Genomic DNA, 12,369 nt, shown 5'->3' with positions numbered 1-12,369 from the left:
GTTGTTGGATGGCTAACAAGACCAGAAATATACTCCTGTGCGGAATGCTGTTATTGGGCTGCACAATGGGTCAATTGCGGGCACAGGTGTCAGACCTAGAGCTGCTGGCTGAATCTGGATCGGCCCCAACGGTTTCGTTTGGGAAGGTAGAGAAGCCTAAACAATCCCCTTTCTTGCGTTACAATCCTGTCTATTGGTTGCTCAATGGCGCATTGACAGGCTATCAAAAAGTAATTTCACCCCAAATATCAGCCGATTGCCTTTACGAATTGTCCTGTTCGCGTTTTAGTAGGGTGGCGATACAAGAGTTTGGTATTTTTAAAGGAATTGCCCTCACTGCCGACCGAATTTCACGCTGCAACCGCGTGGCTGCCACAAGTATTGAATTGCTCCGTATCAATATGCAGACAGGCAAAGTGGTAGATACGCCCGCGATGTATCGGATAACCCCCAAAAAAACTCCATGAGGTATTTGAAAGAATGGATATGTATTGGGTTGGTAATATGGCTAGGCTTGCCAACAAGTGCGCAGCAAACTCAATCGTCGGATTCACTTTTTTTGGAATATTTGCTGGAAAAAAAAGCGTATAACGATGTCCTCAACTGGACAAAATACCGAAAGGCATTTCCCTATTATCGGGGTTTGGCTTATTACAATCAGCTTCAGCTTGATTCTGCTATTTCTTGCTTTCGCCAGCTTCCTGTAATACATCCCAATTTTGAAAAAGCCCGCTTTTTGGAAGGGATTGGGCATACGTTTTTAAAACGTTATGACAAAGCACAAGCGGCATTGACAGATTTTGTACCCAAAGATTCATTGTTTATTGCTTTGCAAAATTTCCAGTTGGCAGGGGTTGCATTGTTGAAAAGAGACACAATAGGCTTTGTAAGGCGTCAAAAGTCTTTCACAGGGCATTATTTCGCATTTAGTCAAGAAGAAGATAACCTCGAAAAAAACTACCGCCAGATTCGGACGCATCGGCGTAAGTCTCCTTGGGTTGCTGGAATGATGTCGGTGGTGATTCCTGGAAGTGGAAAAATATATGCTGGTAAAACAGGCCAAGGAATCATCACGTTTATCCAAAATGTGGCGCTGGGGGTGCAAGCCTACGAAGCATATCGCCGCGATGGTTGGAAAAGTCCTCGTTTTTTAATTTACGGAGGATTGTTTTCTTTCTTCTACGTGGGCAATGTGTGGGGAAGTGCGTTAAGTGTGCATGTACGACGACAAGAATTTAATGATAAGGTGAATGAACAGATTCTATTCAATATGCAAATTCCTATTCGTACTGTGTTTAATCAGTAGGGAAGGACTAACGCAGTCGCCTGATAGCCTGATGGCCCAACAAAACTATGGGCTGGCGGCGGTATTGTATGAGAAACAAATTTTTGAATTGACTAAAACAGCCTTGTCGGAAGATTCACTTCGGCAAACGTATAATCAATTGCTTACCCGAAAGATTCAGGCGCAAAAATCTGAGCGTAGTTTTGAAGATGCTTGGCAAACCGCCCAACGTTTTGATTTGAGTGAACCAAACAATGCCGTCGCTTTTCGGATGCGGTATGAAACTATTTTGTGCGGGTATTTGTCCCAGCACTACAACGAAACGTACGGGCTGCTGCAACAAACCAAGTTTTATACCCAAGATTCACTGCTTTCCGAATCGCTACAGGTAGTAGAAATCTTCACGTTGAATGAACTGGAACGGTGGGCGGAATCTAAAGCCGTATTTCAGCAATATGCCGCGCGTAAGGGTTTAAACGTAAATGCGGATGAGCTGTATAAGTTTTTGAAGAAAAAGCCTAAGAATCCAGATAGAGCCCAACTGCTGTCGTTTTTGATGCCAGGGCTGGGGCAGGTGTATGCAGGGTATCCCAAAGAAGGCATTATTTCGTTGGGCTTACAAGCCATTGCCCTTGGATTTGGAGTGTATCACGTCTGGCACAAATATTATTTTATTGGCTTTTTTACGGGCGCAGGAATGTTTCAAACGTTTTATTTTGGAGGAGGACGCAGGGCAGCTATTATGGCAGAAACAACTAATAAAAAGCGAAAAGCCGCTAATAACCAGCGAATACGAACGGTGGTGATTGGGGCAGAAACAAAAAAGGGAAGTGAGTAACTCACTTCCCTTTTTTGTTAACTTGTTCTGGCTTGCTTAGTTGGCAAACATGAAGAACTTCTTGTTGTTGACGTACTTGTCAAAATTCTTCTCTTCAATTACTTCTAAGAGAAGAACAATCCAGTCAATCAAGGCCACAATACCCAAACCACCACAGGTAAGGATATATCCAACGATAACACCACCCGCAGTTCCAAGGTAAGCACGGTGGATACCTAAGAAACCAACTACCCATGCCAAAATAAATGCAACAACTGGTTTTTTGTCGCCTGCCATTACTTTAGTCATTTCGTTTCCTTGGCCCATTAAGCTTTCCAATGCTGTAGCGGCTTGTTCAACGTTTGCTACGTCCAACTGATCACCTGAGTTAAGTGTTTGTTCAACAGAAACTGCATCGATGAAATACTCAGCAGTAGTAGCGTGGCTTTTTGTAACAAGTAGTACAGCAAAGCAAAAAACAAGTGCAAATAGTTTTTTCATAAAATTATTTTGAGGTTTAAAGTTCGATTACGTCCCAAAAATACGTTATGAGACGTAATCAACAAATGGGAACGAAAGATTTTTTAAAATTTAAACGAAATACCTGCTTGAAGCCATGAACCACCCGAGCCCAATTCAGCAAAACCAGATAGATTATCACTAAATTGGAAACTAGCACCTACGCGAGCGAGAAGAGATAAGCCACTATCTGAACCTGATAAGCCTACACTTTGTCGGTAAGCACGATAATCTGATCCGTAAGAATCATTGCGATAAAGAATACCACCTGCTACGTACAAATCAAAATTCTCGTCTTTCATATTTAAAACTCTGTTAAGGTGATAGGCAGCACGAGGCCCAATACTTATTTGATTGTATCCATAGTTTACACCTGCGAGAGCTCCTATAATTCCAGTACTGGGGCGCTCATAAGAGGCAAACAAACCTACGCCGAGGTCGTCCATGATACCGTATTCTACCGATGCGTTGGCACCAATAGAACCAAGGCCAACGCCAATGTTGACTTTCTTATCACCTTTTGAGAATTGGGCTAGTGAAGATGTGGAGGCACAAAAGAAGGCTGTGAGTGCCAGTAATGAAGATAATAACACCTTTTTCATGGTAAATTGTAATTTATGGTTGTAAAACGCTTCAAAGAAAATACAAAAAAAGTTTGCTTGCATAAATAGGATACCGAAAATTATTATTCGGTATTTTTTTATGCTTTTTACCGAGCAAAGAACGTAAATGTACAAAAATGAAATACGTAAATACAATGACCTTTGTAATTTTAATGTACAGAAAATTAAGCAATATGCCCAAAAATGTACCGATGAAAAGAAAAGGAAACTGACAAAATTCATTTTACCACAAAACGGTGGAGTGGGATAGGGCATTCTGCGTATCTTTGCCCCAACTATATTAATTTGTTTCATGCCAAAAATTATTATTGCTGTTGACGGCTATTCGAGCTGTGGAAAAAGCACTACGGCCAAAGGGGTAGCCGCCTATCTGGGCTATGCGTACATTGACACGGGCGCGATGTACCGCGCCGTTACGCTCTATTTTATGACACAACATGTCTCATTGACCAACCCAAAGGAAGTAGCTAAAGCACTGGAAAATATCAAAATAGATTTTAGACGAAACCCCGAAACTGGCCGCAATGAAACCTATCTGAACGGCTTGAATGTGGAGGATGAAATTCGTAAATTGTACATTGCCAACTGGGTAAGCGAAGTAAGTGCGGTGTCGGAGGTGCGCCGTGCAATGGTGGCACAGCAGCAACGAATGGGTAAAGCCCGTGGTGTAGTCATGGACGGGCGTGACATAGGCACTGTGGTATTTCCTGAGGCTGAGCTGAAAGTATTTATGACTGCCGAGCCTGAAATCAGGGCGGAGCGTCGTCAAATTGAATTATTGGCCAAAGGTGAAATGTTAGACCTTGATGACATTCTTCAAAATATAAAAAAACGGGACCATATTGATACCACGCGAAGCGATAGTCCACTCCGTCAGGCATCGGATGCCGTAAGCGTTGATACGTCGTTTATGACGCTTGACGAACAAATAGATTTGGTAACACAATTGGCGGATGAACGCATAAGCCGTTCGATGCGAAAAAGAACAAACGCTTCATGAAAGCCGATTACTTAATTGTAGGGCAGGGGATAGCTGGTTCGGTCTTGGCTTGGACGTTGGAGCAACGAGGCTACCGAGTGGTGATTATTTCGAGTGCTGATTTGCCAACGGCATCTAAGGTATCAGCAGGAATCTTCAATCCAATTACTGGAAAAAAATTGGCACGTACTTGGAAGGTCGAGGAGATTTTTCCGTATGCCCGTACTTTTTATCAGGAAATGGAAGAAACGCTCCAAACCGAGTTAGTACACTTGTGTGATGTGTATCGCCCGTTTCGCTCCATTGAAGAACAAAATACGTATTTGGCCCAAACCGCCGATCCTAACTTGGCGAAGTACGTAGCCGCGGAGGCAAATGATGAAAAATTTGCCCCATTTATCGAAAATCAGTACGGAGGACTCCAAATTACGCATTCGGGCTGGGTCGATTGTCCTGAGATGCTTGAAAAAGTAAAAGCGTATTTTGTTGAAAAAAGTCAATATGTGGCCAAAAATTTTGATTATAACAGTATTGTTTTTCAGGAAAATAGTGTTATTTATAAAGAGTGGGAGGTAAAAAAAATACTATTTTGTGAAGGCTATGAAGCGCTTCAGAATCCATTTTTTAATTGGCTGCCGTTCAATCCTGTAAAAGGACAAACGCTGATAACGCAAGTAGAGGGCTATTCGATTGAAGAAATAGTCAACCAAGGAACGTTTATTCTGCCCATCGATAAAAAAGGAAAATGTCGATTTGGGGCAACTTATACTTGGCATGATTTGAATTGGGAAACAACTGAGGACGCTCGTCAGTTTCTAGTAAATAAGATAGGTGTGTATTTCAAAAAACCATACACCATTCTTGAACAGCAAGTCGGGATTCGTCCGTCCACCAAAGACCGTCGGCCATTGGTGGGGCTACATCCAGATTATCCTCAATTGGGGATTTTCAACGGGCTTGGAACAAAAGGCGTAACCCTCGCTCCCTTTTTTGCATCCCAATTTGTGAATTTTTTAGAATTAGGTGAAGAATTGGACGCAGAGGTGAATATTACGCGCGTTTTTTCGTTATATTTTCGTTCTAAATCAAGTCAATAATTGACTAACCTGAAAGTTATTGGCAGATAACAGTTTCGATTCTATGAAAAGGTGTTCTATTTTTCGGATTTTTTGGATTGGACTTATCCTTTGTGGAGCAATCGCACAAGGCCATGCCCAAAACTATCCTTCGCAAGAGCAATTTGGTAAAAACCGAGTTCAGTACCAGAGATTTGAATGGAAAGTACTCAAAACCAATAACTTTGAGATTTACCATTATGGAAATGGAACGCCCTTGGCGACCTTGGCTGCCCAATATGCGGAGTCAGAAATAGATCGTATCACGGAGGTGTTAGGTTATACGCTTTATAACCGTATCAAAATATTTTTGTATAACTCCCCACAAGAGCTTTTGCAAAGCAATATGGGGATGGCCAATAGCTCCGATTTGAGTGAAACAGAACTAAATCTCGCCAAATCTCGCCTAGAAATTGCATTTACGGGTGACCAAATTAGTTTCAAAAAACAGCTAATTCGAGAAGTATCGAGGCTAGTCGTATATGATATGTTGTACGGTGGAAGCCTCAAAGATGCCCTACAAAGCTCGCTGTTGTTGACCCTGCCAGATTGGTTCATGTCAGGAATCGCTGCCTATATTGCGGATGGTTGGAGTACCGAATTGGATGATTACATGCGCGATGCCATCGTGAATCGCCAGATGAAAAAACCTTCTTTATTGACTGGAACGGAGGCAACGATTGTCGGGCAATCTATCTGGAATTACATTGCCGAACGATACGGGAAAGACAATATTTCCAACATTTTAAACCTTACCCGTATTATTCGTACTGAGCAAACAAGTGTAGCCAGTACCCTTGGGGTCTCGTTTACGAAGTTTCTGAAAGATTGGCGTGATTTTTATGCCAACATGGCCACGACAGTGAGTGCAACAAGCAAAGAACCAACGGGCGATTGGCGGGAAGAATTGGATTTGCCACTTGGTGGACTTGCAAACTCTGTGCGGTTAAGCCTTGATAACCAGTATGTAGCGGTTACGAACCGAAAAGAAGGGAAATATACAGTAGAGGTTATCAATGTCGAAACAAAAGCAAAAACAATCATTCTCAAAGGGAAATATTCGCTAGAGAAAAAATCATATTTGAGCCGTGTTCCGCTCGTCGCTTGGAGTCGCAATAATGGGTTGGCCATTATTACGGAAGAAAATGGACGCGTATTTTTGGAGATTTTTGACATCCTAGAAAAAGGAAAATACAAGCTTCGGATGAGCCGCGAAATTAGGGGTATCAACCAAGTCACCGACTTTGATATTTCTAACGATGGCTCAACATTAGTCCTCAGTGCAGATAGCCGTGGACAAAACGACTTGTATTTGTTTAACGTGGGGAGGGCTTCTTTGCTTCCGCTTACCAGCGACCTGTACGACGATAGAACGCCTCATTTTGTGGCAGGATCTTCAACCAGGGTCGTGTTTACTTCTAACCGTATGAAAGATTCCCTTGTAACGTCTGACAAAGGCTCATACAAAACGGTAAAGGATAAAATGGCATTGTTTGTTCATGACGGCAACCCGCGTGCGCAAACAGTATCCCGTATTGTTGATTCTTTGGGGATAATTTCTAGCCCACGTACATCAGATGAGAATACTTTTTATTTCTTGTCTGATTATAAAGGTATCACAAATTTATATCGCTATGAGTCAGATATAAAGAAACTGACTCCCCTTACCAACTTCAATCAAAACATTCGGGATTACGATTATTTGCTTACATCGGGGGCGTTTACGAGTTTAAATTGGACCAAAGACCACGAATCGGTCATCTACCAAAAAACACTGTCGCCGTTGTCAAATGACTTAGCGCCAACGCCCCGAATGCAAAGTATGTCGGGGATGTCGGTATATAAAACTGAACTTCGTAACAACCCTGCGGCGGATGCTAGCTTGATTGCTCAAATGGCCAATCCTCGTAAAATGCAACTAGACTCGGGAGAGGTAGATACCGATAATTATGAGTTTGATGCAGATGTGTTAAAAACCTTTGAGTATCGTCAACGTAGGGGGACCGCTGTGACGAGTGCCGCCAACTTACCCGTGCGCAATAGAAGACGCGAGAATATTTCCATCAAAGGCCCGATTACGTACAAGAGTTTGTTTATCAGTAACGATGCTACCTCCGATTGGCGAATAGACCCTATCCGTGGTTTTGGGTTTTCACAATCCCTGACGATGAATGATTTGCTTGAAAATCATATTGTTAAGGCTGGATTTTTCTTGGGACTACTCAATTTTAGAACCAATAATCTTTGGGCAGAATACAGTAATTTGGCACACCGAATTGATTTCACCGCTCGGGTTGATCGGCAAAGTTTGTACGTACAACCACCCGCAAGCCAGAAGTATAGATACAATCGTGTGGCGGTGACGGCGGCTTATCCGTTTAATAATTTTGCCAGAGTAGCAGTGACTCCTTTCTTTGCCGAGTCTCGATTATTGGACGTGAGTAATATTGCAGCAGCGGATGTTACTTCTACTTATTTGGGCGCAAGGGCTGAGTTTGTGTATGATAACTCTCGCATCAATGGAATGAACATGATGGAAGGCACGCGCTTTAAAGTTCGGTACGATTGGTTTGGCGGAGTTTCGGGCACGAAAGGTTTTAATCGCCTAGCCATTGATTTACGGCATTATCAAAAAATTCACCGTGACCTCATTTTTGCGACCCGCCTTTCATTTGCCCATTCGGGTGGGCGCTCACCCAAACAAAGTGTCATGGGTGGAATGGAAAACTGGACGGGAAATAATCAAGAAGGAAGGTCGGTAAATCCGCTAGCAGTGGGGCTCAGTAGCTCGTTGATTCCAATTGATAATAGGGATATATTTTTTGTAGAATTGGCTACAAATTTAAGAGGGTTTAATTTTAATAAAGTGTCAGGCACTACCCATGTACTCTTTAATGGAGAGCTACGAATGCCGCTTGTGAAGTACTTTTATCGTGGGCCAATTACGTCCAATTTCCTTCGTAATTTCCAACTTGTCGGATTTACTGATGTTGGTACTGCATGGACAGGAAAATGGCCCTTTAATCGCCAAAATAGTTTAAATACCGAGATAGTTCGCCTAGATTTCTTCAGTGCTACTGTCAACAATTTCCGTAACCCTTTTATGGTTGGATATGGTTTAGGGGCAAGAACGATGTTGTTTGGTTTCTATGTTAAATTCGACTACGCATGGGGGTTAGACAACGGAGAAGTAAACAAAGCGATTCCTTATCTGACACTTGGTTATGATTTTTAGGATAATAATTCCAACAACAAAAAAGCCGGGCGAGAAGCCTGGCTTTTTTGTTGTTGAGAGGTAGTTAAAAGGCATATTTTTGTGGCTAAATAAGCCAATTTGGTGCATTTGAGCCGTTTTGGAGTAGCAAAAAAACGGTTTTGTTGGCACGGTTTTAGCTAAACTCAGCGTATAGTTCTAAAATTGAAATAATTATTTAAAATATAAAAAAAACACAATATGATGGCGTTTGCTTTTTTTTGCAATTTTTATTGTTAACTGCCTGTAAAACAAATACTTATTGTAGTAGTTTAAAACTCTTCTGTGCGATTGTTGACTTTGGCATAATTTTAGATACTTTCTGAGTGGGATAAACCCCCAATTGTAGTTAGTTCAGAGGAGTTATTTTCTGGCGGTAGTATTCTACTGTTATACCACTTACTTCAGGCTAATTATAATATACCGAAATCACATAATCACCGTGACCGATGAGTGCAACATTTACTAAAGTCCAGCACCTAGCTACGCTTCCCATTCAGGTGGGAATGAGTCGCATTCTGAGTACTTTTTTAGGCAACACAATGGTTTGCCTAGAGATGCTTACTTTCAGAAGAAAAAAGGAGAATGGGCATAAAGTGACAGATTGGAGGACTTACCGTCCTAAACTCTCAGCGGGAGGACAAGGTGCTGTATGGGTTAATTCTGTAAGGATAGATCAGTACTACCATTTACCAGGCGCGTCGCCACCACCCTAAAGTATTTTCATTAAATTAATAGTAAATACCCCAAAATTTTTATACTTTCAATCAATTATTTTGCAGACTATGAGTCAGTTATCCATTTCTCCTCCTCAGAATAAGCAGCGTGTTCTGGGGACGCGTTTCGACGAAAAGTCGAGACGATGGGTATCTACCTCCCCGCCACTGACGGAGGAGGAGGTAAAAGGCTATGAACCAATAGGATATGTTGGTTCGGCTGTCCCGAAAAATCGCATGCTGAAACCCATTAAGTCTTTAATGGGAATGCTTATGTTAGTGCTAGTTACTGCCATTTCAGCAGTAGCTCAGGTAGCACAAAAAACAGTAGATGTTAAACTTACCAAGCTGGTTAGTGTTTCTCAACCTACCATTGGTCAATCTATCAAGTTTACAATCTACGCCAAAAACGACGGACCTGACGCTGCTACGGCTGTCGTGGTGAAGGACATCTTTCCCTCGGGAGGTGCAACCCTCACTGGAAACTCTCCTGCTGCAGGAACAACATTCGACGCTGTAACAGGGTTGTGGAGTATTCCCACCATCAGTGCTGGAGATTCTGTTAAACTTGAATTAACAGGAACAGTTACTGGTCGAGGTGTTTACTTCAACATCGCGGAAGTGATGTCAATGGGTGCTAATCAGGAAGATGCTGATTCAGACCCAGGCAACGGTGTTTTAGGCGAAGATGATTATGCAACGGCCTGTTTCTCAGTGCCGCTTTTATGGTATCCGGGCGATGAGTACACAGTCGCTCTCGCTGTACCAGGGTATTCAAACCTAACATGGACAAAAGTAGGCAAAGGCCCAGTTACTGGCGCCGCTGCTGATAGTGCCTCTGTAAGTGGTGATACCTTAATTATTACAGGTACAGGACGTTTTGCGTTTACGGCACAGGTAAATACTTGTCCCGCTACTGGATGTTGTGAAATTATCGTGATTCCAGGGCCACTTGGAAGCATTGGTGATTTTGTATGGAAAGATGTGAATGATAACGGTGTTCAAGATTCGGGCGAAGCCGGTGTAAACGGTGTTCGTGTGATTCTTTGGAGCGCCGTAAATGGTGTGCCAACAACACCACTTGATTCAACCCTGACAACGACAAACCCTGCCGATAACACAAAAGGCGGGTATTATAGTTTTACAGGATTGGTAGCTGGTGATTACATTGTTCAGATTGATAAGTCAACATTACCAACAGGTTGTATTTTAAGTACTAAAGTTAACTTGGGTGGCGATGATACCAAAGACAATGACTTTAACGCAACGACAGGCATTAGCCAAGTTGTTACGTTAGATCCAGAACAAGGTGGCATATTAAAGGATAACCCAACTATTGATGGTGCATTGTTTAGCCCACTCGGTAGCCTTGGTGATTATGTATGGAAAGATACTGATAATGACGGTATCCAAGATGTTTCTGAAACTGGCGTAAATGGTGTTAAAGTAGTTCTATTCCAAAGAAACCAAACGGGAACTTTGGTAGCTGTTGATACCACAACTACGGCTAACAATCCATCGGGAGGAAATCCTGGTTGGTATTCGTTTGAAGGTTTGTCAAAAGGAGATTACCAATTGAAAGTATTGGTAGGTACGTTGCCAGCAGGTTGTGTGTTGAGCGACTCTACGAATAAAGGTGGTGATGATACAAAAGACAGCGACTTCAACCCTACAACAGGACTTAGCCCAGTCGTTTCACTTGACCCAACGTTGGGTGGAATTAATAAGGATAATCCAACGATTGACGCTGCATTGCGCAACTTGTTAGGTAGCATTGGAGACTATGTTTGGAAAGACACAAACAATGACGGTATCCAAGATGCTTCTGAAACAGGAGTCAATGGGGTGAAGGTTATTTTGTGGAGTGCCAACGCAAACGGTCTGCCAGTTTCTAAATTAGATTCAATGGTGACTGTTACAAACGCTGGCAAGATGGGTTATTATACATTTAATAACTTAGTCAAAGGTGATTACATCGTTCAGATTGTAACAAGCACCTTGCCTGAAGGTTGTGTGTTGAGTACTAAAGTTAACCAAGGTGGTGATGATACTAAAGATAGCGATTTCAATCCAACATCAGGCTTGAGCCCAGTTGTGAAGATTGATCCTGCTTTGGGCGGAATCAGCAAAGACAATCCTACAATTGACGGTGCATTGTTTAGCCCACTTGGCAGCATTGGTGATTTTGTATGGAAAGATTTGAACGACAATGGTCAGCAAGACAGTGGCGAACCAGGAGTGAAAAATGTACGCGTTATATTATATAAAGGTAGCGGCAATACATTCTCACCAGTAGATACGGTTTACACAGGAATTAGCGGAGATTACCTCTTCACTAATCTCGCTGGCGGTTCTTATCAAGTAGTGTTTGACCCAACTAGCTTGCCTGATACTTGTCAGTTGAGCTTGAATCAGAATGTGGGTTCAGATGTAACGGATAACGATGCCAACCCTGTAACGGGACGCACAGTAACCATTGTGATTGACCCAACCAAAGGTGGTATTGAGAAAGACAACCCAACGGTTGATGCAGCAGTTACATCGTTCGACTTAGCGTTGACGAAGTCATTGGCATCAGGTCAAAGTGCAAATATAACTCCAGGGGATTTGGTAACGTTTACCTTGACAGTGAAGAACGAAGGTTCAATGACAGCGACAAATGTCGTATTGTCAGATTCATTGCCAGTAGGAATGACGTTGGCAGATGCAGATTGGACAGCAGCGGGTCAGATTGCGACGTTGAACACGGCGATTGCAGGCCCATTGGCACCAGGCCAAACAGCTTCGGTTGATATTACGGTACGTGTAAATGCAAACTTCACGGGCACAAGCTTGACGAACTACGCTCAAATTAAAGATGCGAAAGATAAGAATGGCAACACTGTGAAGGATAAGGATTCGACGCCAGGCAACGGCTTCACACGTGGTGAAGATGATGACGACGACGAGCCAATTCAAGTGACACCACTTGGTAGCATTGGGGATTTTGTGTGGAAAGATCGCAATGACAATGGTCAGCAGGATGCAGGAGAGCCAGGCGTACAAAACGTGAAGGTGATTTT

General features: G+C 42.6%; 10 protein-coding genes. 8 read left to right on the top strand and 2 right to left on the bottom strand.

The window, feature by feature from the left end:
• Nucleotides 1-8: 8 nt before the first annotated feature.
• Genes yidD through AC23P2_RS00985 form a run of 3 tightly spaced genes read left to right on the top strand, consistent with a single transcriptional unit; the run spans nucleotide 9 to nucleotide 2,123 of the window.
• Nucleotides 9-467, top strand: a complete 459-nt coding sequence (gene yidD / locus AC23P2_RS00995; RefSeq protein ID WP_487771467.1) for a membrane protein insertion efficiency factor YidD — start codon at nucleotides 9-11, stop codon at nucleotides 465-467.
• On the top strand, nucleotides 464-1,306 hold the full coding sequence (locus AC23P2_RS00990; RefSeq protein WP_487771466.1) for a hypothetical protein: 843 nt from the start codon (nucleotides 464-466) through the stop codon (nucleotides 1,304-1,306). Before yidD ends, AC23P2_RS00990 begins: the two co-directional genes overlap by 4 nt.
• A 31-nt stretch (nucleotides 1,307-1,337) precedes the next feature.
• Complete coding sequence (locus tag AC23P2_RS00985) at nucleotides 1,338-2,123, top strand: hypothetical protein (protein WP_487771465.1); 786 nt, start codon at nucleotides 1,338-1,340, stop codon at nucleotides 2,121-2,123.
• 36 nt (nucleotides 2,124-2,159) lie between these two features.
• Here AC23P2_RS00985 and AC23P2_RS00980 read toward each other — a convergent pair whose 3' ends face one another.
• Complete coding sequence (locus tag AC23P2_RS00980) at nucleotides 2,160-2,603, bottom strand: TM2 domain-containing protein (protein WP_028524182.1); 444 nt, start codon at nucleotides 2,601-2,603, stop codon at nucleotides 2,160-2,162.
• Between the two features lie 83 nt (nucleotides 2,604-2,686).
• The gene (locus AC23P2_RS00975) at nucleotides 2,687-3,223 is read right to left on the bottom strand and encodes a hypothetical protein (protein WP_487771464.1); all 537 of its coding nucleotides are present in this window, start codon (nucleotides 3,221-3,223) and stop codon (nucleotides 2,687-2,689) included.
• A gap of 313 nt (nucleotides 3,224-3,536) precedes the next feature.
• Between AC23P2_RS00975 and cmk the strand changes: the two genes are divergently transcribed.
• The 5 genes from cmk to AC23P2_RS00950 all read left to right on the top strand — a co-directional run.
• A complete protein-coding gene (gene cmk, locus AC23P2_RS00970; RefSeq protein ID WP_487771463.1) occupies nucleotides 3,537-4,244 on the top strand; it encodes a (d)CMP kinase in 708 nt (235 codons plus the stop codon).
• Nucleotides 4,241-5,320, top strand: coding sequence for an NAD(P)/FAD-dependent oxidoreductase (locus AC23P2_RS00965; protein WP_487771462.1), 1,080 nt, complete (start codon nucleotides 4,241-4,243; stop codon nucleotides 5,318-5,320). The genes cmk and AC23P2_RS00965 overlap by 4 nt, the downstream gene beginning before the upstream one ends.
• 43 nt (nucleotides 5,321-5,363) lie before the next feature.
• Nucleotides 5,364-8,573: a hypothetical protein gene (locus AC23P2_RS00960; RefSeq protein WP_487771461.1), complete on the top strand. Its 3,210-nt coding sequence runs from the start codon at nucleotides 5,364-5,366 to the stop codon at nucleotides 8,571-8,573.
• Between the two features lie 467 nt (nucleotides 8,574-9,040).
• Complete coding sequence (locus AC23P2_RS00955) at nucleotides 9,041-9,307, top strand: hypothetical protein (RefSeq protein ID WP_487771460.1); 267 nt, start codon at nucleotides 9,041-9,043, stop codon at nucleotides 9,305-9,307.
• Between the two features lie 69 nt (nucleotides 9,308-9,376).
• Nucleotides 9,377-12,369, top strand: a 2,993-nt coding sequence (locus AC23P2_RS00950; protein WP_487771459.1) for an SdrD B-like domain-containing protein, incomplete at its 3' end; no start/stop codon positions are given.

It is taken from the genome of Runella sp. R0.1_18 (genome assembly GCF_057652155.1).
The sequence above is the reverse complement of the archived record's forward strand: the minus strand, read 5'-3'. Positions and strand labels throughout refer to the sequence as shown.

Bases quoted from the DNA above. Each gene is read 5' to 3' on its own strand.
- AC23P2_RS00965 (WP_487771462.1), top strand. From the start codon at position 4,241: ATGAAAGCCGATTACTTAATTGTAGGGCAGGGGATAGCTGGTTCGGTC.
- AC23P2_RS00985 (WP_487771465.1), top strand. From the start codon at position 1,338: ATGGCCCAACAAAACTATGGGCTGGCGGCGGTATTGTATGAGAAACAA.
- yidD (WP_487771467.1), top strand. From the start codon at position 9: ATGGCTAACAAGACCAGAAATATACTCCTGTGCGGAATGCTGTTATTG.
- AC23P2_RS00990 (WP_487771466.1), top strand. From the start codon at position 464: ATGAGGTATTTGAAAGAATGGATATGTATTGGGTTGGTAATATGGCTA.
- cmk (WP_487771463.1), top strand. From the start codon at position 3,537: ATGCCAAAAATTATTATTGCTGTTGACGGCTATTCGAGCTGTGGAAAA.
- AC23P2_RS00960 (WP_487771461.1), top strand. From the start codon at position 5,364: ATGAAAAGGTGTTCTATTTTTCGGATTTTTTGGATTGGACTTATCCTT.
- AC23P2_RS00980 (WP_028524182.1), bottom strand. From the start codon at position 2,603: ATGAAAAAACTATTTGCACTTGTTTTTTGCTTTGCTGTACTACTTGTT.
- AC23P2_RS00955 (WP_487771460.1), top strand. From the start codon at position 9,041: ATGAGTGCAACATTTACTAAAGTCCAGCACCTAGCTACGCTTCCCATT.
- AC23P2_RS00975 (WP_487771464.1), bottom strand. From the start codon at position 3,223: ATGAAAAAGGTGTTATTATCTTCATTACTGGCACTCACAGCCTTCTTT.